The sequence below is a fragment of the Streptomyces malachitofuscus genome (assembly GCF_055571035.1).
The window spans coordinates 197107-220583 of record NZ_JBVIGA010000005.1; the positions used below are offsets into that span (position 1 = coordinate 197107).

Genomic DNA, 23477 nt, shown 5'->3' on the forward strand with positions numbered 1-23477 from the left:
CTCAGCCCCGGCGACGCCGCCGCGTCAGCCCGAACAGGATCGCGACGACGACGGCCACCGCGACGGCGCCGCCGACCTTGACGGTGTCCCCGCCCCCCTCACCGGCGGTGTTCTTCCCGCCCTCCGCCCGCGCGCCGCTCCCGCCGGCGCCCTCGTCCCCGTCCCCGCCGCCGGGAGCCTCCCGGGACTCGACCGGGCTCTCCGTGCCCTCGCTGCCGAACAGCAGCCGGGACCCGTCGGCGGAGTAGGTGACGGACTCGCCCTGCCCCTGGAGCGGCACGCTCAGCCGTCCCTTGCGCTGGAGCTTCCCGCCGTTCCAGGCGTAGTGGATGCCCCCGAAGTAGCCGCGTACGGCGAGGTCCTGGCCGTCCGGGGAGAGCGCGGCGTCGGTGGCCCACAGCTCGACGGGGGCGACCGGCCGGAACACGTTGTCGCCTTCCGCCGAGAGCTTCGCGGGCCCCTCGTACAGGTGCCCGCCCTCCTCCTTCTTGTCGATGATGTACACGCGCCCGGTCTTCGGGTGCACGACCATCGACTCGGCGTCCCGGGCCCCGTCGGAGTACTTCACGACGTACTGCGTGGCCCGCACGGTCGCGTCCTGAAGCCGTTCGGGCTCGGGGAGTTCGTAGATCCACACGTACGGCCACGAGCCGCCGAGGTTGTCCCCGATGTCCCCGACGAAGATCTTGTTGCCGGGTCCGACCGAGATGGCCTCGACGTCCCTGGGCGTACCCACGCCGGTGAGGGTGAGGCGGGCGACGGTCTCGCCGGTCGCGCCGTCGACGGCGTAGAGGTAGGGGCCGTCGTCGCTGTCGTTGTGCGTCCAGTGGACGCCGGGGTGCAGACGGGAGGCGGCGAGCCCGCTGGACTCGGTGATGCGCGGGTCCTTGATCGCGAAACCGTCGTCGCCGTCGGCGGCGGAGGCGGGCACGGCGAGCGCACCCGTGAGTGCGAGAAGGGCGGCGGCGAGCAGGGCGAGAGGTCGGCGCATGACCCAAGACTGCCATTGTCCGGCGCACTTCACGGCGGGTGTCCGGGCTCACATCGCGGTGTCCGTGCCGATCGTCCATGATGATCGTGTGCTCAGGTTCATGCCCGTAGGTGACTCGATGACGATCGGGAGCGCGGGTGAACACACCTGGCGCTACCGGCTGTGGCAGCACTTGTGCACGGCGTACGACCGCCCCTTCACGCTGGTGGGCCCGCGCGAGACGCTCCACGACCCGTCGACGGACGCGCCCACGTCGTACGCGTACGCCGACCCGGACTTCCCCCGCGGCCACCTGGCCGGCTGGGGCGAGGGCTGGCACCACATGGCGCCGCTGATCGGCGAGCACGTGCGCTGCTGCCGGGCGGATGTGCTGCTGGTGTCGCTGGGTTTGATCGACCTGGGCTTCTACACCAACGCCGAGCAGACGGCGGACAACGTCCGCGCGTTCGTCGCCGGGGCGCGGGCCGCCAACCCGCGCGTCCGCGTGGCCGTCATGCCGGTGATCCGCAACATCCGGGTGGAGGCCGACGCGCCCTTCGCCGAACAGGTCGCGCACTTCAACGAACTTCTGGCGAAGACCGCCGCCGACCTGGACGAGCCGGACTCCCCGCTCCTGCTGGTCCCGCCACCGGCGTCGTACGACTTCCACACGGACACCTACGACGGCACCCACCCCAACGAAACCGGCGAGCACAAGATCGCGGGGGCGTTCGCGGAGGCGATGTGGCACGGGTGGGGGCTGGGCGGGCCGTACGGGGCGGTGTAGCGACCCGGGTGTTCTGGCATATGCGCCCGGCCCCGTGTCCTGCTCACCGTGCGTATCGTTGTACCGCGCGGCCGCACTCGTCCGTGGGCGGCCGGGGAGGAGCGCCACGATGACCGTCCTTGACGACAGGATCGCGATGGCCGAGAGCGACAACACGCGCCAGCTCGACGAGATGTTCGACCGGCTCGGGAAGATGCCCGTCCCCGAGGGATACAAGGTCGAAATCGTCGGGGGGGCCGTCTACATGGCACCGCAGCGGGACATCCACTGGGAAACCATCCGCATGATCCTTTGGGCTCTGGAAGACCGGTTCGGGCGAGAGGCCAGGCTGTTCTCGGATGTCCGCATCGACTTTCCCGGTTACCGGAACGGGTTCTGCCCGGACGTGGCGAAGATCAGGGACGGAGCGCAGAAGGACGACAAGGGCAAGTGGCGCTACCAGGATGTGGAGTTCGTCGCCGAGGTCATCTCGAAGGACACCGCGCGCAACGACTATGACCCCAAGAAGACCGCGTACGCCCTCGCAGAGGTGCCGGTCTATCTGATCGCCGATCCCTACGTCCGCAAGTGCCGCCTGTTCACCCACCCCAAGAACGGCACCTACGTGAGCGACACGTCCATCAACTACGGCGGGGAGGTCGACATGACCACCACCCATGTGGGCCTCGTCCTCAAGACCGACGGCTTCCCTCACGACTGAGTCCTCTTGCATAGAGCGCGCTCCAAGCCGTTGGCTTGACGACCATGAAGTACACGCAGCTCGGACGCACGGGACTCAAGGTCAGCCGCCTCGTCCTCGGGACGATGAACTTCGGTCCGCAGACCGACGAGGCCGACAGCCACACCATCATGGACGCGGCGCTGGACGCCGGGATCAACTTCTTCGACACCGCCAACGTGTACGGCTGGGGCGAGAACAAGGGCCGCACGGAGAGCATCATCGGCAGCTGGTTCGCCAAGGGCGGGGAACGCCGCGACAAGGTGGTCCTCGCGACCAAGGTGTACGGGAACATGGCCGCCGACGGCGAGGCCTGGCCCAACCACGACAAGCTGTCCGCGGTGAACATCCGGCGCGCGGTCGACGCCTCGCTGAAGCGGCTGGGGACCGACTACATCGACGTCTACCAGTTCCACCACATCGACCGGAGCACTCCCTTCGAGGAGATCTGGCAGGCGATCGACGTCCTGATCCAGCAGGGCAAGATCCTCTACGTCGGTTCCTCGAACTTCCCCGGCTACAAGATCGCCCAGGCCAACGAGATCGCCGCCCGCCGCGGCGGGACCATCGGGCTGGTCAGCGAGCAGTGCCTGTACAACCTCGCCGAACGCCGCGCCGAGATGGAGGTCATCCCGGCCGCGCAGGACTACGGGCTCGGCGTCATCCCGTGGTCACCGCTGCACGGCGGTCTGCTGGGCGGTGTGATCAGGAAGGAGGCCGAGGGCGGTCGCCGCGCCTCCGGGCGGGCCGCCGACACCCTCGCCGACCCCGCCGCGCGCGCCCGGATCCAGGCGTACGAGGACCTGCTCGACAAGCACGGCATCGAGCCCGGCGAGGCCGCGCTGGCCTGGCTGCTCACCCGGCCCGGGGTGACCGGCCCGATCGTCGGTCCGCGCACCGCCGCCCAGCTCGCGTCCGCGCTGCGGGCGGTCGAGCTGGAGCTGAGCGAGGAGCTGCTGACCTCGCTGGACGAGATCTTCCCGGGACCTGGGCCGTCGCCGGAGGCGTTCGCCTGGTAGTACCGGGCACGCCGTGACGGCCGGCGGCGGCGCTATTTCCCGAGCGCCGCCGCCAGCGCCACGACGACGAACATCAATACGAGCGCACCGGCCATGATCCGGTTCCGGGTCTTCGGGTCCACGCCGTCGAGCCTAACCGCCCGCGCCCAGTGCCCGGCGGGCGACCGCCTCGTAACGGGGCTGCTCGCCCGGTGTCCCGGACCTCGGCAGGCTGCTGCGCACCAGCACCAGCTCGTCCATGGTCCAGGTGCGGCTGCGGAACTCGTGAAGGGCCTGCACATATCGCCGTACGTCGACGGCGTCCCGGCTGCGGGCGACGGTCAGGTGCGCCTTGTAGCGGCGGTGCTCGTCCATCGGCACGCCCGCCTTCCGCGCGGCGGCCTCGGTCCGCTCGGCCAGCAGCCGCATGGTGCGCAGATCCCCTTCCGCACCGGCCCACAGCGCCCGGCCCCGCCCGAACTGACCGCCACCGGACAACGCCAGCGGGAACGGTGCGGTGCGCGCCGCGGCCCGCTCCAGCCGCGCCGTGAGCTCCGGCACCAGCTCGTCGTCCACCTCCCCGTAGAAGGCGAGCGTGAAGTGCCACCCGGCCCGCCCGGTCCACCGCATCCCGTCGGCCCCGGGCAGTTCCTTCAGCCGCCCCACCTCGACAGCGAGCGCCCGGACCACGTCCTCGGGCGGCAACACGGCGGCGAAGAGTCTCATACGTCCAGTCTCACAGGGGAACGTGCGTACGCTCACGCGTGCCCTGGTCGCCGTGCGTATCGTTGTACTGCGCGGCTGTACACATCGAGTGGCGGCCGAGGAGGAGCGCCACGATGACCGTCCTCGAAGACAGGATCGAGATGGCCGAGAGCGGCGACGAGCTCACACTCGACATGATGTTCGAGTGGCTGGAGAAGATGCCCATCCCCGAGGGTTACAAGACCGAGATCGTCGGGGGGCACATCGATCGTCGATCCGTACACCGCCCAATGGCACCTGCACACGCTGCCGAAGGACGGCACCTACCACGGCGACATCAGCTTCGGCTTCGGCGAGGAGATCGACCTGACGCGGACGTCCGTCGGCCTCGTCCTCAAGACGGACGAGTTCCCCCGCGACTGACCGTGGGGCCCGGTGGCCCTCATGCCACGGGAGCAAGCGCCTTCTGACGCTCGCGTGGTACGAAGCGGATGCGGGGGTGGCCCGCGTGCCAGGCCACCGACAGCCGCAGGCCGCCGACCCTCGCCAGGATCAGGCCGATGACGGCCGCCGCGGCGACCGCGACCGCGCCGCCGGCCGCGAAGCCGACGCGGGCGCCGTAGGTGTCGGTGACCCAGCCGACGATCGGGGCGCCGACCGGGGAGCCGCCGAGGAAGACCATCATGTAGAGGGCCATGACGCGGCCGCGCACCGCCGGGTCGGTGGCCATCTGGAGACTGGTGTTGGTGGTCACGTTGACCGTCATCGAGAACAGGCCCAGCGGCACCATGAGCAGGGCGAACATCCACAGCTGCGGCGAGGCGGCGGCGAGGATCTCCAGCGTGCCGAAGGCCAGCGCGGCCAGGATCAGCAGCCGCAGCCGGGCCGTGCCGCGCCGGGCGGCGAGCAGGGCGCCGGAGACGGAGCCGACCGCCATCAGCGTGTTGAACATGCTGTAGACGCCCGCGCCGCCGTGGAAGACGTCGTCGGCGAAGGCCGTGAGGTAGACGGGGAAGTTGAAGGCGAACGTGCCGATGAAGCCGACCAGGACGATGGGCCAGACCAGTTCGGGCCGTCCGGCGACATAGCGCAGGCCCTCCCGGAGCTGTCCCTTGCCGCGTGGGGCGCGCTCGACGGCGTACAGCTCGCGGGAGCGCATCATCAGCAGGCCGGCCAGCGGTGCGACGAAGGACAGGCCGTTGAGGAGGAACGCCCAGCCGGTGCCGACACCGGTGATGAGAAGGCCCGCGACGGCGGGGCCGACCAGGCGGGCGGACTGGAAGTTCGCGGAGTTCAGGCTGACCGCGTTGTGCAGCTGGCCGGGGCCGACGAGCTCGGAGACGAAGGCCTGCCGGGCCGGGTTGTCGACGACCGTGGCGAGGCCGAGGGCGAAGGCGGCGACGTAGATGTGCCAGACCTCGACGCGGCCGGTCAGGGTGAGGACGGCGAGCGCGAGCGCGGTGAGCGCCATCGCGGACTGGGTGACGAAGAGCGTGGACCGCTTGCGCAGCCGGTCGACGAGGACGCCGCCGTACAGGCCGAACAGCAGCATCGGCAGGAACTGCAGGGCGGTGGTGATCCCGACGGCGGCCGAGGAGCCGGTGAGGCTGAGCACGAGCCAGTCCTGGGCGATGCGCTGCATCCAGGTGCCGATGTTGGAGACGACCTGGCCGAGGAAGAACAGGCGGTAGTTCCTGACCCTCAGCGAGGAGAACATCGAGTTCCTGCGGGCGGGGGTGTCGAGGGCGGCCGGGGTGTCGTGGGGTTCAGGTGCGGGGGCGGAAGCTGCTCCGGATCCCGTACTCAAAGGGGGTCATCTCCTCGGATGCGTGCGCGTCAGATGTGTGCGAGCTTCTCCAGCACGGGGGCGGCGGCGCGGAGCTTCGCCCACTCGTCCTCGTCGAGGTCCTCCACCAGGGACGCCAGGAACGCGTTCCGCTTGCGGCGGCTCTCCTCGAGCATCGCCTCGGCCTGCTCGGTCTGCGTGACGACCTTCTGGCGCCGGTCGTCGGGGTGGGGCTCCAGGCGGACGAGGCCCTTGGCCGCCAGCAGGGCCACGATGCGGGTCATGGACGGCGGCTGGACGTGTTCCTTGCGGGCCAGCTCACCCGGGGTGGCGCGGCCGCAACGGGCCAGGGTGCCGAGCACCGACATCTCGGTGGGGCTGAGCGACTCGTCGACGCGTTGGTGCTTGAGCCGACGGGACAGCCGCATCACGGCGGATCGGAGGGCGTTCACGGCGGCTGCGTCGTCGCCATGGCTGAAGTCCGGCATGTTCTTTAGAGTAACTCATTACTCTCGCTAAATACCACCCGGGACGCGCGCGATCGCCGTGACACCGGCCACTGCCGTCACGCGGGATCACCCATATGAGTGATCCGTCGGCGAAACCTGACCCACCGCACCGCGCCGTGCGGCAACGCTCGTGCCCATGGGGACCGACGTGCTCAGCCTGCGCATCGACCGCGAACTGCTCGAACGGCTCCGGGAGCATGCCGCGAAACGCGGCATGAGCGTCCAGGACTATGTCGTCCGGACGCTCATGCGCGATGACTTCGACCAGCGGTTCCGTACCGCCGTCGAGGAGACGGAGAAGTTCTACGGGGTCACCTGAGGGGCCCGCGGCCGCATCAGGTCGGGCCCGGTGTCCTCATCAGGCCGGGCCCGGTGCCCGCATCAGGTCAGGCCCAGCGCCGGCATCAGGTAGTAGAAGGCGAAGACCGCAGCCACCGCGTACATCGCCGGCGGGACCTCCCGGCCGCGGCCGGCCGCCAGGCGCAGCACCGCGAAGGTGATGAAGCCCATGCCGATGCCGTTGGTGATCGAGTAGGTGAACGGCATCATCACCATCGTCACGAAGGCGGGGATGGCGATCGTGTAGTCGGCCCAGTCGATCTCCTTGACCGAACCGGCCAGGATCAGGAAGCCCACCGCGAGCAGCGCGGGGGTCGCCGCCTGGGACGGGACCATCGTGGCGACGGGCGTGAGGAACAGCGCCACCGCGAACAGCCCGCCGGTGACCACGTTGGCGAAGCCGGTCCGCGCGCCCTCGCCGACCCCGGCCGTGGACTCCACGAACGCGGTGGTGGCCGAGGAGGAGCTGGCGCCGCCCGCCGCGACCGCGACACCGTCGATGAACAGCACCTTGTTGATGCCGGGCATCTGGCCCTGCGCGTCGGTCAGCTTGGCCTCGTCCGAGACGCCCATGATCGTGCCCATCGCGTCGAAGAAGCACGACAGCAGCACGGTGAAGACGAACAGCACACCGGTCAGCATCCCGACCTTGCCGAAGCCGCCGAACAGGCTGACCTCGCCGATCAGACCGAAGTCGGGGGTGGCGACCGGGTTGCCGGGCCACGTGGGCGTGGTGAGCCCCCAGGAGGGGACGTCGGCGACGGCGTCGATGACCATGGCCACGACCGTCATCGCCACGATGGAGACGAGGATCGCGCCGGGCACCTTGCGCACGATCAGCGCCAGCGTGAGCAGGACGCCGAGGACGAAGACGAGGACGGGCCAGCCGTTGAGGTGGCCGCCGGTGCCCAGCTGGAGCGGGACGGTGGTCTGGGCGACGTCCGGGATCCGGGAGACGAAGCCGGCGTCGACCAGCCCGATCAGCATGATGAACAGGCCGATACCGATGGCGATGGCCTTGCGCAGCCCGAACGGGACGGCGTTCATCACGCGCTCGCGCAGACCGGTGGCGACCAGCAGCATGACGACGAACCCGGCCAGCACCACCATGCCCATGGCGTCCGGCCACGACATGCGCGGCGCGAGCTGGAGCGCGACGACCGAGTTCACCCCGAGGCCCGCGGCCAGCGCGATCGGGACGTTGCCGATGACACCCATGAGGAGCGTGGTGAACGCCGCGGTCAGGGCGGTCGCGGTGACCAGCTGACCGTTGTCGAGCTGGTTGCCGTACATGTCCTTCGCGCTGCCCAGGATGATCGGGTTCAGCACGATGATGTAGGCCATCGCGAAGAAGGTGGCGAAACCGCCGCGGATCTCACGGGGCAGGGTGCTGCCGCGCTCGGTGATCCGGAAGTAGCGGTCGAGGGCGCCGGACGCGGCACCGGACCCCGGCTGCTCGGGGGTGGGGGCCTTGGCGGGGGCCGACGTGGACATGCGAGGACCTCATCACCGGCGGGCTTCCCCCAAAGCCCTTTGGTGTTTTCTACGAATGAAAGCGGTCAGAGACAAACGGATTCAGTATGAACATATAGCGCCGTCGACGCTATCTCCGCGCGTAGAACAGTGCGGCCGGGCCGCTGCCCCGGTGCGGCGCACCCCACCCGCTCCGCCCTCGTAAGCTTGTCCGCATGGCCGGGCTTTTTTCGGGATCCCCCAAGCACGAGGCGCCGGAGCCCCTGGAGGGCCCCGTGGTCGCCACCATCATCGGCGGCACGATCCTCTGGTTCGTCCTGTTCCTGGTGCAGCTGCCGTTCTACGGCTGGTTCGACGAGCACGGTCACACCTGGTGGCTGTGGACCTGCCTGGCCGGCGGCGGGCTCGGCTTCATCGGCATCTGGTACGTCCGCAGGCGGGACGCCGCGCTCAAGCGGGTCCAGACCGAGGAGACGGGCGACGACTCCGTGCCGGACCACTCCCCCGCCCCGTCGGCCGACTGAGACGGCCAGGCCCCCGGACCACCAACTGCCGTCCGTACGACGGCCGTACGACCACGGCACTACGGCCGCCCGGCACCGTCCTCCCCAGGTCTGAACTTCCGCCCTTCGGGTGGGTGAAGCACCAAATCCGCACGTACCGTCGGATGCATGACGCATCTCGATGCGGGCGCCCGGCCCGACGCCGCGCCCCCCGCCACGGTCACCTCACCGGCGACCGGGCTGACCAGCGCGGAAGTGGCTCAGCGGGTGGCGCGCGGCCAGGTCAACGACGTGCCGGTGCGCAGCAGCCGCTCCCTCACCGAGATCGTCCGCGCCAACGTCTTCACCCGGTTCAACGCGATCATCGGCGTGCTCTGGGTGATCATGCTGATCGTCGCGCCCATCCAGGACAGCCTGTTCGGCTTCGTGATCCTCGCCAACACCGGCATCGGCATCGTCCAGGAGTGGCGGGCCAAGAAGACCCTCGACTCCCTCGCCCTGATCGGCGAGGTACGGCCCACCGTGCGCAGGGACGGGACGGCGGCGGAGGTCGGCACCTCCGAGATCGTGCTGGACGACCTGATCGAGATCGGGCCGGGGGACAAGGTCGTCGTCGACGGGGTGGTCGTCGAGGCGGACGGCCTGGAGATCGACGAGTCGCTGCTCACCGGCGAGGCCGACCCCGTGGTCAAGCAGCCAGGGGACCAGGTCATGTCCGGCAGCTTCGTCGTCGCGGGCGGCGGCTCCTTCCAGGCGACCAGGGTGGGGCGCGAGGCCTACGCGGCGCAGCTCGCCGAGGAGGCGTCCCGCTTCACCCTCGTCCACTCCGAGCTGCGCAGCGGCATCTCCACGATCCTCAAGTACGTGACGTGGATGATGGTCCCGACCGCGATCGGCCTGATCATCAGCCAGCTCGTGGTCAAGGACAACGAGCTGAAGAACTCCGTCGCGCGCACGGTCGGCGGGATCGTGCCGATGGTCCCCGAGGGGCTGGTGCTGCTCACCTCCGTCGCCTTCGCGATCGGCGTGATCCGGCTGGGGCGCAAGCAGTGCCTGGTGCAGGAACTGCCCGCGATCGAAGGGCTGGCCCGGGTCGACACGGTCTGCCTGGACAAGACCGGCACGCTCACCGAGGGCGGCATGGACGTCACCGAGCTGCGGGTGCTCGGGGACGGGGACGAGGCGTACCTGCGCAGGGTGCTGGGTGAGCTCGGCTCGGCGGACCCACGCCCGAACGCCTCCCTGCAGGCGATCATCGACGCGTATCCGGACACCACCGACTGGCGCCTCACCGACACGCTGCCCTTCTCCTCCGCCCGCAAGTACAGCGGCGCGACGTTCGAGGAGACGGCCGGTTCCGGGGCCGTCACCTGGCTGCTGGGCGCTCCCGACGTCCTGCTGGACCCCGGCGACCCGGCGCTGGCCGAGACGGAGCGGATGAACGAGCAGGGGCTGCGGGTCCTGCTGCTCGCCCGCGCCCGGGCCGGTGTGGACGTCGACGACCCCGCCGCCGTCGAGGGCGTACGGCCAGCCGCGCTGGTGGTGCTGGAGCAGCGGCTGCGCCCCGACGCGGCCGACACCCTGCGCTACTTCGCCGAGCAGGACGTCCGCGCCAAGGTCATCTCCGGCGACAACGCGGTGTCGGTCGGCGCGGTCGCGTCCAAGCTGGGCCTGTCCGGTACGACGGTGGACGCGCGCCGGCTGCCCGCCGACCGGGACGCCATGGCCGAGGAGCTGGACCGGGGCACGGTGTTCGGACGGGTCACCCCGCAGCAGAAGCGGAACATGGTGGGCGCGCTCCAGGCCAACGGGCACACCGTCGCGATGACCGGGGACGGCGTGAACGACGTGCTGGCGCTCAAGGACGCGGACATCGGTGTGGCGATGGGCTCCGGCTCCGAGGCCACACGGGCGGTCGCCCAGATCGTGCTGCTGAACAACAGCTTCGCCACGCTGCCGTCGGTGGTGGCGGAGGGCCGCCGGGTGATCGGCAACATCACCCGGGTCGCGACGCTGTTCCTGGTGAAGACCGTGTACTCGGTGCTGCTGGCGGTGCTGGTGGTGCTCTCGCAGGTGGAGTACCCCTTCCTGCCGCGCCACCTCACCCTGCTGTCCACGCTCACCATCGGCGTCCCGGCGTTCTTCCTCGCCCTCGCCCCCAACAAGGAACGCGCCCGCCCCCACTTCGTACGGCGGGTCATGCGGTACGCCGTCCCGGGCGGGGTGCTGGCCGCGGCGGCGACGTTCACGACGTATCTGATCGCCCGGGAGCACTACACGGGCGCGGGCGCGCTGGACGCGGAGACGAGCGCGGCGACGCTGACGCTGTTCCTGATCTCGATCTGGGTACTGGCGATCATCGCCCGGCCGTACACGTGGTGGCGGATCGGGCTGGTGGCGGCGATGGGCGGGGCGTTCCTGCTGGTGCTGGTGGTGCCGTGGCTGCAGGAGTTCTTCGCGCTGAAGCTGGTCGGCATGACCATGCCGTGGGTCGCGACGGGCATCGCGGTGTGTGCGGCGGGGGTGCTGGAGGTTCTGTGGCGGTGGGTGGACCGCCGGTTCCCGGCGTAGCCCTTGGCGGGCGGCCGGGGCGGGGTTCCGGGCCCGACCCGCTCGCAGTTCGGCTGCGGGTGCGTGGGGCTGATCGCGCAGTTCCCCGCGCCCCCAAGAGGCCCAACCCACCGTGCTCCGGCTGCGAGTGCGTGGGGCTGATCGCACAGGCCCCGCGCCCCCAAGAGGCCCAACCCACCGTGCTCCGGCTGCGAGTGCGTGGGGCTGATCGCACAGGCCCCGCGCCCCTGGGAAGTTGCAGGTGCCGCCCACCCAAGCCCCTGCCCCCAGGGGGACGCGGGTGCTGCAGGCATCGCCCACCGAAACCCCCTAGGGGCGCGGGGAACTGCGCGACAAGCCACGACGGGCCCGCGGCCGACACACAAGAGGCCCGCCCCAGGGGCGCGGGGAACTGCGCGACCAGCCACAACCCATCCGCGGCCGGGGTGTGAGGGGTCAGTCGAACCAGCGGTCGCGGGCCAGTTCCTCCGTCCGGGACGGATCCTCCAGCAGCGCCGCCACCTCGAAGCGCCGCGGCCACTGCCCCGCCGCCCACGCCAGCCCCGCCGCCACCCCCTCCAGCGTCGCCGCGTGCAGCACACCGTCGTCCGTCAGCCGCCAGTCGATCTCCACCCCGTCGACGACGAGCTCCTCGTGCTCCACGTACGACGCCGGCGTCCCCGCCCCCAGCAGCACCCGCACCGCATCCGGCACGTCGTGCTCGGTGCCCTCGGAGTGCACCTCCCCGGTGACGGACTCGCTCAGCCGCCGCACCTGGAACAGCTCCGCCAGCTCGGCGGCCCGCGCCGGCCGGACCGGCAGCAGCGGCACGCCCGAGGTGAACGGCAGCAGATCGGGCGAGTCGACGACCACCGCGTCCGCCGCGTCCACGACCTCGACCCGCCCGTCGACCACCGCTCGCAGATCGTCCGGCAGGGTCACCTGCTCGGGGTCCAGCTCCGCCAGCGCCCCGTACAGGCCGTGCAACTGGGCGGCCGTGACCGGGCGGTCGGGATCCGCGAGGCGGTCGAGCAGTTCCGCCGCACCGCCGGGCTCGTCGAGGAGCGCGGCCACGGAGGTGCGTACGCCCAGTGCCCGCAGCACCTGCTCGTCCTCGAACCCGGTCGCGTCGGCCTCCTCGTACAGGCCCCGCAGCAGCGGGTCGCTGCCGGCCGCCCGCAGTCCGGCGGGGCGGCGCCCGCCGATCACCGGGTGCCCGCGCAGCCACCACGCGGTGTACGGCCGTACGACCTCGTGGGTGCCGTCGTGCAGCAGGATCCGTACGGGCTGGACGAGCGCGTCGCGCAGCGGGGGCTGGGACAGCAGGGCGAGGGCCTGCGGCCACCGGTCGTCGTCCACGAGGTCGAGGTCGCGCACGGCGACGATCTCGGTGGCGACCGGCGGGACGGGACTGTCCGGGAAGCGGTCGAGGACGTCCTCGCTCCACACGTCCACGGCGTCCAGCAGGCCCGGGTCGTCGGGCTCGGCGAAGTCGCCCTCGCGGGGCTCGAGTTCGTCCGGGTCGAGCACCACGTCCGTGGCGCGGATCAGCGCGAAGTCCACCAGCACCCCGCACGCGGCGAGCGGCTGTTCGCCCCACTTCCCGGCCAGTTCGACGTCCACGGATGCCAGCTCGTCCTCCCGCATGACCTGCGCGAAGGGGCCGCCGGGGAAGACGAGTTCACAGGCCGGGGACAGCTCGCCGTCCTCGTCGGGGAGGGCGAGGGCGCCGAGCCACGGCTCGTCACCGGGTTCGAGTCCGGCGTCGCGCACCAGCCCGAGCACGGTGTCGGCGAGTTCCTCGGCGTCGAGGGCGTCCTCCTCCCAGTTCACGCCGCCCTCGTCGTCCAGGGAGGCGGCGACGGCGGCCCGTACCTGCGGGGTGGTGAGGACCGCGCGCGGGGTGGCGGGGAGGGCGCCGAGCTTTTCCAGCAGGGGGTGCGCGGCGTCCGGGTGGGCGACCTTGAGGCCGAGCCGGGCCAGCACCTCGGGGTCGATCCGGGTGGCCTCCGCTCCGGGCAGCAGCACCTGGCGCGGGCCGATGGTGGTGCGCGCCGCTCCGGAGCCGAAGCCCTCGGCGGACTCCCCGGCCAGCGGCACCGGCAGCCCGGACAGCCGGTCCGGGTCGACTCCGGCGAGGGTGTCGTACAGCCGCCGCCACCAGTCGGGGGACTTCTCCAGACCGGCCAGCCGGTCGATCGCCTCGGTGAGCGGCACCCGGGCGACACCGAGCGTGCGCAGCTCGGCCCGGCGTTCCAGGCCGGCGGGCAGCAGCGTGGGGAGGACCTCGGCCAGCACGCGTACGGTGTCGGCCCCCGCGCCCTCCGCGACCTCCGCGTCCCGGGGCCGCAGCGACTCGGGCAGCCCGGAGTCGGTGTCCTGCTCGGGCGGCGGTACCGCCGGCGGCAGGAACGAGGTGCGCGGCAGCCGTTCGAGGATGGCCCGGCGCAGGGCCCCGTCCAGTTCGCCCTTGCCGAGCGGGCCGGGCACGAGGTCGATGATCCCGGCGGTCACCGGACGCCAGTCGGCGAGCAGCCCGGCGTAGGCGTCGGCGGCGCGCTGCACGAGGAAGTCGGTGAGCGGGCCGGGCGCGGCGTGCCGGCGGGTGGAGTCCAGCGGGAGGGAGGCGATGAGCAGGGCGGGCACGCCGAGGGGCTCGTCGCTCGGGGTCGGCGCGTGCACGACGGCGGCGGTGCGGGGCCGCGCGGGAGCGCCGTCGGCGTCCACGGGCACGGCCCAGGTGACCGACCAGTGCGGCCGCAGCCGCTCCTCGACCGGCCGGTCGGCGAGCAGGTCGGGGGTGAGCGGCCCGTGCGCGGCGGCGGTGCGCCACCGGGTGACGCCGGCCCGGGAGTCCTCGACGACGGTGAGCCCGTCCTCTCCGCGCCGGGTCAGGGTGCGGGGTGCCGCGTCGCCGATCTCGACGACGACGTCCTGGAGGCCCGGCAGGGCGAGCAGCAGGGCGTCGTCGACGGCTTCGAGCAGCCGCTCGGCGAGGTCGGCGGCGGCCGTGTCGCGCAGCGGCAGGATGACGGCCGTGTCGTACGGGGCGGGCGCGGTGCCCTCGGCGGCGAAGGGCAGCCGGAGCAGCGGTACGTGTCCGTCCCGGCGGCGGATCTCGTCCCCCAGGCCGGGACTGTGCCGCGCGGTGTCCCCGGCGAGCTCCCGGGCCTCGGCCAGCGACCACCGCACCCCGCCGTGCCGCCCGACGACGGCGGGCTCGTCGGTGACGGCGAGGACGGCGGCGAACCCGACCCCGAACCGTCCCACCGCCCGCTCGGACTCGTCCCGCTTGGCGGAGGCGCGCAGCGTGGACAGCGACTCGACGCCGGCCGTGTCCAGCGGGGCGCCGGTGTTGGCGGCGACGAGGACGCCGTCGCGCAGGGTGAGCCGGAGCCGTCCCGGCACGCCGGCCCGGGCGGCGGCGTCGGCGGCGTTCTGCGCGAGCTCGACGACGAGACGGTCCCGGTACCCGCCGAGGACGAGGTCCTCCTCGGCGTTGGCGTCCTCACGGAAGCGGGCGGGGCTGGTGGCCCAGGCGTCCAGGACCCCGCGCCGCAGACGCGCCGTACCGAACGGATCGGCACCCTCGGCGGCGGGCCGCACGAACTTGCTCACGTTGACTCTCCTCATCGGCCCTGATCGGCGTGAGGTCGAAGGTACCGCTCCGCCACGAGGGGGCGCGCACGCCCGGACGGCGGCCCGCGTACTCACCGCACCCGCGGGAGGGCCCAGCACTCGATCCCCACGGAGCGGCCGGCCGAGCCGAACCGTCTGCTGGTGGACTTCCTCGCCTGACCTGAGGGGGAAAGCGCGAGGGTTCCGGAGACGCAGGCCACATTCGGGCCGGCCTCCCGGTGACATGCTCCACAGGCGGAACATCCGGTACTACCCGGAATAGTCGTGAAGCACCCTCCACCAAAACGGACATTTAGCGCATAGTTCTGATCGATCAGCTTGAAATGGGGGGTTTCACCCCGTAGAGACCCCTCCGTCAAGAGATGTGCATCTCATGCCTGACCTACGGCCTTTCGTCGTAGGTCACACCTTTGCGGCTTTTGGGAGGGGCGGGCTACCAAGGAACAGCCATCGCGGCACGGACCCGCTCCGCCGGATGGCATCCCCCGTCCCCTCCCCCATGAGGTTTCGATGTTCGAGCGCGTCACGTCCCGTTTCCCCCGTACGTCCGCCACCCGCACCCGTGCGGCCGTCCTGGCCGCCGGACTGGGCACCACGGTCGTCCTGGGAGCCGGGGTCGCGGTCGCCGCCGCCGAGAGCACGGCCGTGTCCGGTACCGCCACCGCCGTCCAGGCGCAGGCCGCCGCCCAGGCCGAGGCCGCGAAGACGCAGGCCGTCAAGGCCCAGAAGGCCGCGAAGACCGCCAAGGCCGCCGCCGCGAAGAAGCAGGCGTCCTGGGTCTCCCCGGTGAAGAGCTACAAGCTGTCCGCGAGCTTCGCCCAGAACGGCGGCATGTGGGCCTCCAAGCACTCCGGCCAGGACTACGCCGTCCCGACCGGCACCCCGGTCGTCGCCACCCACGGCGGCACCGTCGTCAAGGCCGGCGGCAACGGCGCCGGAGACGGCCCCGCCTACGGCAACGCCGTCGTCATCAAGCACGGCAACAAGACGTACTCCCAGTACGCCCACCTGTCCTCGGTCAACGTGAAGGTCGGCCAGGTCGTCAAGACCGGCCAGAAGATCGCCCTGTCCGGCAACACCGGCAACTCCAGCGGTCCCCACCTGCACTTCGAGATCCGCACCACCCCGAACTACGGCACCGCCGTGGACCCGGCGAAGTTCCTGCGCGCCAACGGCGTCAACCTCTGACGCACGCCCGCAGACGCACCCCGACCCCGAGGACGGCCCCGCGCCGGCTCGGGGTCGAGTCGTCGTGCAGCGGAGGCACGCTCTAATGCAGGCCTCAGGTTGTCCAAGGACAATGAGCGGCAAAAACATCCACTGGAAGGGGGCGGGCCGGCGTGCGGATCATGATCGCGGATGATGAAGCGGCCATCCGTGAGTCGCTGGAGCGGGTGCTCCAGGTCGAGGGGTACGACACCAGCACCGTCGCCAACGGTCTCGCCGTGCTCGACGAGGTTGGTGGGGCCGACGGTGACACGCTGGATCTGCTGATCCTCGACGTGATGATGCCCCGCCTCGGCGGGCTGGAGACCTGCCGGCGGTTGCGGGCCGCGGGCCGGGATCTGCCGGTGCTGATGCTGACCGCCCGTGATCAGGTCTCCGACCGGGTCACAGGGCTGGACGCGGGCGCCGACGACTACCTGCCCAAGCCGTTCGCCACCGAGGAGTTGCTGGCCCGGGTGCGGGCCCTGCTGCGTCGGCGCACGCCGACCGACGAGGAGTCGCAGATCCTGTCGTTCGCCGACGTCCGTCTTGATCCCGACAGGTTCGAGGCGTGGCGGGGCGGGCGGCCGCTGCGCCTGACCCGGACGGAGTTCTCCCTCCTGCAGGTCCTCATGCGCAACGCGACCCGGGTCCTGACCCGCGACGCGCTGTTCGAGGCGGTCTGGGGCTTCGACATGAGCGCCACCGCCAACAACCTCCAGGTGTACGTGAGCTACCTGCGCCGCAAGATGGAGGCCGAGGGTGAGCCGCGATTGATCTACACGCTGCGCGGCCTGGGATACACGTTGCGGGAGACTCCTCCGTGAGCAGGCACACCGGCCGGAAACCGCGCCGGCTGACCCGATGGTGGCGCCGGCGGTCCCTGCGGACCAGGCTGACGGTGATCGCGGCGACGGCCATCGCGGTCAGCGTGTTCGTGGCCTTCCAGGTGGCCACCGAGCTACTGGCCTGGGAGCTGCGGGACACCGTCGAGGATCAGCTGCGCGCAGACTCCCGCGTCCTGGCGGCGAGCGCGGAGCGCGCCGGTCCGGCGCAGGTCCAGCTACCGCCGTATCCCGGATCCGGTCGGCTGGTGCGGGTCATCCTGTCCGACGGCTCGATCCGGACACCGGCCGATCAGCCCTCGCTGCCCCCGGTCAGCGAGCAGGCCGGGCGGGTCGCGCAGGGCGCGTCGGCCGACCTGATGGAGTCGAACGACAGCGAAGAGGGCTACCTCATCTACACGCTGCGGGCGGGCGACGGCGCGGTTCAGGTGGCCCGCGCCGCCGACGACGGCCCGATCAACGAGCTCGGGTTCGGCATGTTGCTGATCGGACTGTTCTGCGTGGCCGGCGGTGCCCTTGTCGGGCGGACCGTGGCGCGGACCGGGCTGACACCGATCGACCGGCTGACCGCCGCCGCGGTACGTGTCGCGCACACCCGGGATCTCGACGCCGACATCCCGAATGAGGGCGGTGGGGAGATCCGGCGGCTGATCCAGTCGATCAACGACATGCTCGCCGCGCTCCGGGACTCCCGGCAGGCTCAGCGGCTGCTCGCCGAGGACGCCGCCCACGAGCTCAAGACCCCGCTCACCAGCCTGCGCCTCAACGTCGAGCTGCTGATCCGGCTCGATCGGCGCGGCACTCTGGACAGCGCACTGCCGGCGGAGAGCCGGACCCGGCTGCTCAACGATCTCGGCGCCCAGGTGGCCGAGTTGGGCACCCTCGTCGCCGAGCTGACCGACCTGGCGCGCGGTGACGTCAGCGACGAGAGCACCGAGGTGCTCGACCTCGCCGACGTGGTGGTGGCCGCCGCGACCCGGGCGCGTTCCCGCGTGCCCGACATCGAGATCGCGCTCGACGTGAACTCCGTGTGGGTGAGCGGGCGTCCCGCTGCGCTCGAGCGAGCGGTGCTCAACCTCATCGACAACGCCGGCAAGTGGTCCCCCGCGGACCAGCCGGTCCAGGTCCGGCTGCGTGCCGAGGGCGCCTCGGCGGTGCTCGAGGTCGACGACGCCGGGCCGGGCATCGACGCCGCCGACGTACCGCGGGTGTTCGACCGGTTCTACCGTGCCGACAGCGCCCGGGCGTTGCCGGGATCCGGTCTGGGACTGTCGATCGTGCAGCGGGTCGTCGACGCCCACGGCGGCCGGGCCACCGTCGCCCGCTCCGCACGCGGTGGCGCGCTGCTTCGGCTCGACCTTCCGGCCGCGGCCCCGCCCGCGCGGCCCACCGCCGGGGAGGACGCCGGGCTGCACTGACCGCCCCGGCGGTACGGCGCCGGACGTGGGGCGGCGGGCCTGGAGACGGCCCCGCGCGGCCCACCGCCGGGGCAGGGCATCGCGACGCGTCGGGCTCAGCGGCGGTGGTGCCGCGCAGGCCTCAGGACGGCGGGCCTGGGTAGGCCCCGCGCGGCCCACCACCGGAGCAGGACACCGCGACGCGCCGGTCCCGACCCCGGCGCGTGGCGCCGGACCAGAGGGCGGTGACCGTCGGGCCCACGAGAAAGATCCGGGACGGGCCTGGGGCCCGTCCCGGATCTCGTCCGTGCCGCCGCGCTCACCGTTGCAGCGTGGACATCTCCTTGTCGACGAGCGGCTGTTGACCGTCCGGCAGCTCCGCCGTCGGCCGGGCCAGCCGGCTCGGCCACCACATCCGCCGTCCGATCAGCAAGGTGAGGGCGGGTACCAGGACCGACCGCACCAGCAGGGCGTCGAGCAGCACGCCGAAGGCCACCAGGAACCCGACCTCGACCAGCATCACCAGCGGAAGTGTGACGAGGACCCCGAACGTGGCCGCCAGGACCACGCCTGCCGAGGTGATGACGCCACCGGTGGCCGAGAGGGCTTTGAGCATGCCTTCTCTGGTGCCGAGGCGCATGGTCTCCTCCCGGGCCCGGCTGGTCAGGAAGATGTTGTAGTCGACGCCGATCGCCACCAGGAACAGGAATGCCAGCAGCGGCACCGAATAGTCGATGCCCTTGAACCCGAGGATCGTGTCGAAGACGAACACGCTGCCGCCGAAGGCCGCGGCGAAGGAGACGATCACGGTGGCCATCAGGACCAGCGGGGCCAGGATCGCGCGCAGCAGCAGCCCGAGAATGATCAGGACGACGACGAGCACCAGCGGGATCACCAGCTTCTCGTCACGCCGGGTGGTCACCTCGGTGTCGAGGTTCTCCGCGCTCGGCCCGCCGACGATCGCCTCCGCCCCGTTCACCGTGTGCACGGCGGTACGCACCCGCTTGATCGTGTCGTACTCCGCGGCGGTGTCCGGCGCGTCCTTCGGGAACACGGAGATGTTGGCCCAGCCACCGACGGTCTCCTCCGGGACGGCCATGGCCACGCCTGGGGTGTCCTTGACGACGTCGAGCACCTTCTCCTGGTGCGCCGGCCGCGTGAAGACCGTCATCGGCTGACCGCCGAGCTCCGGGAAGTGTTCGCGGAGAAGGGTGAAGCCGGTGACCGACTCCGGTGTTGACAGGAACTGGTCCTGCTCCCGCAGGGCGCCGCTGTTGCCCGCCAGCCCGAGGGCGAGCACGCCGAGGACTCCGAGCGAGCCGAGCATCGCCGCCCACCGGCGGCGGTTGATGGCGGTGCCGAGCCGTCCCCACATCCCCGGCTTCTCCTCCACGGCCGTGCTGAACCGCGGGATGGCCGGCCAGAAGATCCGCCTGCCGAGCACCACGAGCACCGCCGGGAACAGCGTCAGCATGGCCACCAGCGCGCACAGGACGCCGGCCGCACCGATCGGGCCCAAGCCGCTGGTGCTGTTCAGGTCCGCGACGAGCAGGCAGAGCAGGCCGGCGACGACGGTGGCCGCGGACGCGACGATGGCCGGCGCCGCGCTGCGCAGCGCGTGGAGCATCGCGACCCGGACGTTCTCATGGTGGTGCAGTGCCTCCCGATAACGGGCGATGAGCAACAGCGCGTAGTCCGTGCCGACGCCGAACACCAGGATCGTCAGCAGCGCCGAGTTCTGGTCGTTGACCACGATGCCGAAGCCCTTGACGAGCAGGTAGACGGTCCCCATCGAGGTCAGTGCGGCCGCGCCGACGGTCACCAGCGGGATGATCCACAACACCGGGCTGCGGTAGGTGAGGATGAGCAGGAGCGTGACGACGGCGATGGTGGTGAGAAGGACCTGTGTGTCGATGCCGTCGAAGACGGCGTCCATGTCGCCGTCGATCGCGCCCGGGCCGGTCACGTCGAGTTCCAGGCCGGAGGGGCGGTCCTTCGCGGCGTCACGCAACGGGCCGACGATCTCCTCCGGTGGGCCGTAGGCCGTGCTCACGTCGAGGGTGAACGTCATCGCCTTGCGGTCGGTGGAGAGGCTCGTCGGTGAGCCCTCGTCGTCCTCGTCGGCCGCCTCCTTCTCCTTCGGCGGGTACTGCTTGGCCAGCATGTCGTAGTGGCGCTCGACCGTCGCGCGGTCGGCGTCGGTCATGCCGTCGGCCCGGTGGTACACGAAGACGAACGTGCTGTCCTCACCGCCGGGGAGACGGTCGTCCAGCGCCGCCACCTTGGTGGACTCGGCACCGGCCGGCAGGGTGTCCACGGCGCTGTCGGTGGTGACCGAGCTCAGCTTTCCGCTCAGCGGCACCATGCCGGCCGCCAGCACCAGCCACAGGCCGATCACCAACCATGGCACCCACCGGCCTGCCAACCGGCCGGCCGGCGCTCTCCCGGGCGGCGCTGTGTGAGCTGCCATCACTGACCTCCTGCATAGGGGTTGCATCGCTTATCTGGATGCCGACTTCCTAGTGAGCGAACCTGAGGCGACTGTTAAAGCCCTGCTCAGGCCGGTCGGCCGACCCATGTGCCCCGCGCACGCGCCCGCGCCGACACGACCCCCGACTCACATCTCGCAGCGGCAGACGCGAAGTTGGCGAAAAACAGAGGGTGTGACGGGTTGTTCTCCAGGAGTATCGTTCAACGATTCTCCACAAAGCACATGACCGAGTGAGGGTTCCACGTCTCCGGCGGGCCGCCGGAGAAAGGGGAAGTCATGGGGCAGCTGCGACAGGGAGCACGAACCGGCGCATGGGCCGTCGGCGGGGTCGTCGGTCTGGCGGCCGTCTACGTGGCCGGGGTGTTCGTCTTCGGAGGCGCCGGGTGGATCACCGCGCCGTTCCGCGGCGAGGTCGAGGAGCGGGAGAGGACCGTCGGGTCCGGCGCGTTCCGCCTCACCACCTACGAGGAGTTCTTCGACCTGTGCGAGGCCGTGCAGAACGCCGAAGGGACGATCCGGGTGCTCCAGCAGGAGCGCGGGACGGCGGCGGACGCGCGCAGGAACCAGATCGACCAGTCGATCACCGCGCTGAGGGCCACCCGGATCGAGTCCGTGAACGACTACAACACCAAGGCCGCGCAGGAGCACCGCGCGCCCTTCCGGGACAAGGGCCTGCCCTACCGGCTCGACACCGCCGCCGAGAGCACGACCTGCACCGACTGATCCCGGGAAGGGGACAACCGATCATGCGCAGGATTCCACGCGTCGTCCTGACAGCCGTCTCGGTGCTCGCCCTGGGCCTGGGGCTGGCCTCCTGCACCGACGACTCCAGTCAGGACAAGGAGAACAAGGCCAAGCAGGACGGCTACGACCAACTCGTGGCGCGGCAGCCCGCGGGCCGCATGGAGTACTCGCCGACCCGTGAGGCGATCAACCAGTGGGTCGAGACCTGGGGCAAGCGGGGCAAGCTCTCGTACGTCTACATCCAGAACGCCAGGGGCGAGTACGGGTACTTCATCATGAAGGGCCTGCCGGTCCCCCGCTGCAAGATGCTCACCCCGACCGAGCGGATGGAGACCTCGTCCCACGGCGTGGCGGTCCTGCCGCAGCCCGGCATGGACGGCACGTACTCGGCGGGCTCGATGTGCCACGCCTACTACGGTTTCGATGCCACGACCGGCGCGTACATGGAGTTCACCGTGGGGACGAACCAGTCGTTCTTCCTCTTCGACAAGCCCATGACGATGCCCGAGTACGCCAGCGCCCGGCAGATGGGCCCGACCTCGATGAAGGACATCGAGAAGCAGCCCTGAGAGCCCCGAGAGGGCAGCCCCGAAAGGCCGGCCTGCCGCCCGCTACGAGTGCCCCAGCTCCGCCGACGACGCGTCCTCCGTCGCCGGGACCGAGCCCGAGTCGGCGGACGGGCGGAGCGGGAAGGGGTCGACCCGGGTCTCGTCGACGACCGGCGGAGCCGGCTGCGGGGGCTTCGGCATGACCGCGGCCTCGGAGTGGCCGCCGCAGCCGTAGCCGAGGGAGACCACCCGGCCGTCGGCCGGGGAGAACTCGTTGGCGCACACGCCGAAGGCCTGCCCCAGGGAGCCGCCGATCGGAGCGAGGAAGCCGCACGACATGCAGGAGGCCGGGGCCGCCTGCGCCATGGGGGTCTTCGCGCCGTACGACTCCTCCCAGCGGTCGGCGGCGGCGTGCAGGCCGTAGCGCGACAGCACCCGGGCGCGGCGCATGCCGAGTTCCTCGGCGACCGCCGCGATCGAGCCGCGGGACGGGGCCTCCGCGAGGTGGGCCGGGGGGCCCGCGGTGACCTCGGCGTCCTCCGCCTCCACCAGGTCGGCCAGCTCCTCGGAGACCGCGGAGTTCGGCGGCGGCTCCTCCTCGCCGGAGAAGCCCGGTTCCAGCCGGAGGTCCTCGGCGTCGGTGGGGAGGAGGTCGCCGGGGCCCATGTCGCCTGGGCGCAGCCGCTCGCTCCACGGCACCCACTCCGGTGCGAGGACCGCGTCGGGGCCGGGCAGCAGCACCGTCTCGTCGACCGTGACGATCTTGGCGCGGGAGGCGCGGGCGACGGTGACGGCCCAGCGCCAGCCGCGGTAGCCGGGCTCCCGGCACCCGAAGAAGTGCGTGACGACGCGGTCGCCCTCGGAGAGCAGCCCCTCGTGCTCCCCCACGACCCCGGGTGCGGCGGCCTCCTCGGCTGCGGCGCGGGCGAGGTCGACGGCCTCGGCGCACAGACGGTCGGGGGTGCGGCTTCGCGTTGTCGCTGCGCTCACAGGTATCGCTTCTCTCCTACGCCGTCTCACGAGTGCGCCACTCCCAGCGCGGGGGGCGGACGGAGCGGACAGCGGGACCGCGTCGACGTCCGCGCCACAACGTGCTCGGGCGCGCCTCCATCCATTCTGCGGGATGGCTGAGATACGCACGCTACCTGCTCGCGTGCCCTGGGCCTACACCGACGGTGGTTCCCGGGTTCCGCGCGCCGGTTTCCGGGAGACGGCACTCCACTTCCGCGGCGTGTTCCGACGGCCCCGCGACGGCCCCCGCCGGGCCGG

General features: G+C 71.5%; 20 protein-coding genes. 11 read left to right on the plus strand and 9 right to left on the minus strand.

Going from position 1 to position 23477, the window contains the following annotated elements; translation table 11 throughout:
• Window position 1 precedes the first annotated feature (1 nt).
• Window positions 2-991: a WD40 repeat domain-containing protein gene (locus tag ACZ44S_RS09275; RefSeq protein ID WP_466926269.1), complete on the minus strand. Its 990-nt coding sequence runs from the start codon at window positions 989-991 to the stop codon at window positions 2-4.
• Between the two features lie 118 nt (window positions 992-1109).
• Between ACZ44S_RS09275 and ACZ44S_RS09280 the strand changes: the two genes are divergently transcribed.
• The 3 genes from ACZ44S_RS09280 (at window position 1110) to ACZ44S_RS09290 (ending at window position 3494) form a co-directional block, all read left to right on the plus strand.
• Window positions 1110-1757 (plus strand): GDSL-type esterase/lipase family protein, encoded by a 648-nt coding sequence (locus ACZ44S_RS09280; protein WP_466926272.1) that lies wholly within the window; start codon window positions 1110-1112, stop codon window positions 1755-1757.
• Window positions 1758-1866: 109 nt separating this feature from the next.
• Entirely contained in the window at window positions 1867-2457 is a 591-nt protein-coding gene (locus ACZ44S_RS09285) for a Uma2 family endonuclease (RefSeq protein WP_466926275.1), read from the plus strand.
• Between the two features lie 44 nt (window positions 2458-2501).
• Window positions 2502-3494: an aldo/keto reductase gene (locus ACZ44S_RS09290; RefSeq protein ID WP_466926278.1), complete on the plus strand. Its 993-nt coding sequence runs from the start codon at window positions 2502-2504 to the stop codon at window positions 3492-3494.
• A gap of 132 nt (window positions 3495-3626) precedes the next feature.
• Here ACZ44S_RS09290 and thpR read toward each other — a convergent pair whose 3' ends face one another.
• The 4 genes from thpR to ACZ44S_RS09310 form a co-directional block, all read right to left on the minus strand.
• On the minus strand, window positions 3627-4199 hold the full coding sequence (gene thpR, locus ACZ44S_RS09295) for an RNA 2',3'-cyclic phosphodiesterase (RefSeq protein WP_466926281.1): 573 nt from the start codon (window positions 4197-4199) through the stop codon (window positions 3627-3629).
• Between the two features lie 10 nt (window positions 4200-4209).
• Window positions 4210-4404, minus strand: coding sequence for a hypothetical protein (locus ACZ44S_RS09300; RefSeq protein WP_466926283.1), 195 nt, complete (start codon window positions 4402-4404; stop codon window positions 4210-4212).
• 216 nt (window positions 4405-4620) lie between these two features.
• On the minus strand, window positions 4621-5985 hold the full coding sequence (locus ACZ44S_RS09305) for an MFS transporter (protein WP_466926285.1): 1365 nt from the start codon (window positions 5983-5985) through the stop codon (window positions 4621-4623).
• Window positions 5986-6014: 29 nt separating this feature from the next.
• On the minus strand, window positions 6015-6452 hold the full coding sequence (locus tag ACZ44S_RS09310) for a MarR family winged helix-turn-helix transcriptional regulator (protein WP_466926288.1): 438 nt from the start codon (window positions 6450-6452) through the stop codon (window positions 6015-6017).
• Between the two features lie 157 nt (window positions 6453-6609).
• Between ACZ44S_RS09310 and ACZ44S_RS09315 the strand changes: the two genes are divergently transcribed.
• Window positions 6610-6792 carry a ribbon-helix-helix protein, CopG family gene (locus tag ACZ44S_RS09315; protein WP_190165409.1) on the plus strand — a complete coding sequence of 61 codons (183 nt, stop codon included), beginning with the start codon at window positions 6610-6612 and terminating at the stop codon, window positions 6790-6792.
• 62 nt (window positions 6793-6854) lie between these two features.
• Here the strand turns inward: ACZ44S_RS09315 and ACZ44S_RS09320 are convergent, their stop codons facing one another.
• Entirely contained in the window at window positions 6855-8306 is a 1452-nt protein-coding gene (locus tag ACZ44S_RS09320) for an NCS2 family permease (protein WP_466926291.1), read from the minus strand.
• A gap of 194 nt (window positions 8307-8500) precedes the next feature.
• On the opposite strand from ACZ44S_RS09320, the gene ACZ44S_RS09325 reads away from it, so the two are divergent.
• Together ACZ44S_RS09325 and ACZ44S_RS09330 are read left to right on the plus strand one after the other, a co-directional pair.
• On the plus strand, window positions 8501-8809 hold the full coding sequence (locus ACZ44S_RS09325; RefSeq protein WP_466926294.1) for a DUF2530 domain-containing protein: 309 nt from the start codon (window positions 8501-8503) through the stop codon (window positions 8807-8809).
• Window positions 8810-8956: 147 nt separating this feature from the next.
• A complete protein-coding gene (locus ACZ44S_RS09330) occupies window positions 8957-11359 on the plus strand; it encodes an HAD-IC family P-type ATPase (protein ID WP_466926296.1) in 2403 nt (800 codons plus the stop codon).
• A 435-nt stretch (window positions 11360-11794) separates the two neighbouring features.
• Here the strand turns inward: ACZ44S_RS09330 and ACZ44S_RS09335 are convergent, their stop codons facing one another.
• A complete protein-coding gene (locus ACZ44S_RS09335) occupies window positions 11795-14956 on the minus strand; it encodes a sacsin N-terminal ATP-binding-like domain-containing protein (protein ID WP_466926299.1) in 3162 nt (1053 codons plus the stop codon).
• Between the two features lie 531 nt (window positions 14957-15487).
• On the opposite strand from ACZ44S_RS09335, the gene ACZ44S_RS09340 reads away from it, so the two are divergent.
• The 3 genes from ACZ44S_RS09340 to ACZ44S_RS09350 all read left to right on the plus strand — a co-directional run bounded on the left by ACZ44S_RS09340 (window position 15488) and on the right by ACZ44S_RS09350 (window position 18446).
• Entirely contained in the window at window positions 15488-16165 is a 678-nt protein-coding gene (locus ACZ44S_RS09340; RefSeq protein WP_466926302.1) for a M23 family metallopeptidase, read from the plus strand.
• Window positions 16166-16317: 152 nt separating this feature from the next.
• Window positions 16318-17010: a response regulator transcription factor gene (locus ACZ44S_RS09345; RefSeq protein ID WP_466926305.1), complete on the plus strand. Its 693-nt coding sequence runs from the start codon at window positions 16318-16320 to the stop codon at window positions 17008-17010.
• Window positions 17007-18446, plus strand: a complete 1440-nt coding sequence (locus ACZ44S_RS09350; RefSeq protein ID WP_466926308.1) for a HAMP domain-containing sensor histidine kinase — start codon at window positions 17007-17009, stop codon at window positions 18444-18446. The genes ACZ44S_RS09345 and ACZ44S_RS09350 overlap by 4 nt, the downstream gene beginning before the upstream one ends.
• 298 nt (window positions 18447-18744) lie before the next feature.
• Here ACZ44S_RS09350 and ACZ44S_RS09355 read toward each other — a convergent pair whose 3' ends face one another.
• Entirely contained in the window at window positions 18745-20895 is a 2151-nt protein-coding gene (locus tag ACZ44S_RS09355) for an MMPL family transporter (RefSeq protein WP_466926311.1), read from the minus strand.
• Between the two features lie 297 nt (window positions 20896-21192).
• Between ACZ44S_RS09355 and ACZ44S_RS09360 the strand changes: the two genes are divergently transcribed.
• Complete coding sequence (locus tag ACZ44S_RS09360; protein ID WP_466926314.1) at window positions 21193-21639, plus strand: hypothetical protein; 447 nt, start codon at window positions 21193-21195, stop codon at window positions 21637-21639.
• A 23-nt stretch (window positions 21640-21662) separates the two neighbouring features.
• A complete protein-coding gene (locus ACZ44S_RS09365; protein ID WP_466926317.1) occupies window positions 21663-22229 on the plus strand; it encodes a hypothetical protein in 567 nt (188 codons plus the stop codon).
• Between the two features lie 42 nt (window positions 22230-22271).
• Here ACZ44S_RS09365 and ACZ44S_RS09370 read toward each other — a convergent pair whose 3' ends face one another.
• Window positions 22272-23198, minus strand: coding sequence for a DUF3027 domain-containing protein (locus ACZ44S_RS09370; RefSeq protein ID WP_466926320.1), 927 nt, complete (start codon window positions 23196-23198; stop codon window positions 22272-22274).
• Window positions 23199-23477: the final 279 nt, after the last annotated feature.

What these genes read in the sequence shown, in the direction of transcription:
- ACZ44S_RS09275 (WP_466926269.1), bottom strand. Translation starts at nt 991, where the DNA reads ATGCGCCGACCTCTCGCCCTGCTCGCCGCCGCCCTTCTCGCACTCACG.
- ACZ44S_RS09280 (WP_466926272.1), top strand. Translation starts at nt 1,110, where the DNA reads ATGACGATCGGGAGCGCGGGTGAACACACCTGGCGCTACCGGCTGTGG.
- ACZ44S_RS09285 (WP_466926275.1), top strand. Translation starts at nt 1,867, where the DNA reads ATGACCGTCCTTGACGACAGGATCGCGATGGCCGAGAGCGACAACACG.
- ACZ44S_RS09290 (WP_466926278.1), top strand. Translation starts at nt 2,502, where the DNA reads ATGAAGTACACGCAGCTCGGACGCACGGGACTCAAGGTCAGCCGCCTC.
- thpR (WP_466926281.1), bottom strand. Translation starts at nt 4,199, where the DNA reads ATGAGACTCTTCGCCGCCGTGTTGCCGCCCGAGGACGTGGTCCGGGCG.
- ACZ44S_RS09300 (WP_466926283.1), bottom strand. Translation starts at nt 4,404, where the DNA reads ATGGGCATCTTCTCCAGCCACTCGAACATCATGTCGAGTGTGAGCTCG.
- ACZ44S_RS09310 (WP_466926288.1), bottom strand. Translation starts at nt 6,452, where the DNA reads ATGCCGGACTTCAGCCATGGCGACGACGCAGCCGCCGTGAACGCCCTC.
- ACZ44S_RS09315 (WP_190165409.1), top strand. Translation starts at nt 6,610, where the DNA reads ATGGGGACCGACGTGCTCAGCCTGCGCATCGACCGCGAACTGCTCGAA.
- ACZ44S_RS09320 (WP_466926291.1), bottom strand. Translation starts at nt 8,306, where the DNA reads ATGTCCACGTCGGCCCCCGCCAAGGCCCCCACCCCCGAGCAGCCGGGG.
- ACZ44S_RS09325 (WP_466926294.1), top strand. Translation starts at nt 8,501, where the DNA reads ATGGCCGGGCTTTTTTCGGGATCCCCCAAGCACGAGGCGCCGGAGCCC.
- ACZ44S_RS09330 (WP_466926296.1), top strand. Translation starts at nt 8,957, where the DNA reads ATGACGCATCTCGATGCGGGCGCCCGGCCCGACGCCGCGCCCCCCGCC.
- ACZ44S_RS09340 (WP_466926302.1), top strand. Translation starts at nt 15,488, where the DNA reads ATGTTCGAGCGCGTCACGTCCCGTTTCCCCCGTACGTCCGCCACCCGC.
- ACZ44S_RS09355 (WP_466926311.1), bottom strand. Translation starts at nt 20,895, where the DNA reads ATGGCAGCTCACACAGCGCCGCCCGGGAGAGCGCCGGCCGGCCGGTTG.
- ACZ44S_RS09360 (WP_466926314.1), top strand. Translation starts at nt 21,193, where the DNA reads ATGGGGCAGCTGCGACAGGGAGCACGAACCGGCGCATGGGCCGTCGGC.
- ACZ44S_RS09365 (WP_466926317.1), top strand. Translation starts at nt 21,663, where the DNA reads ATGCGCAGGATTCCACGCGTCGTCCTGACAGCCGTCTCGGTGCTCGCC.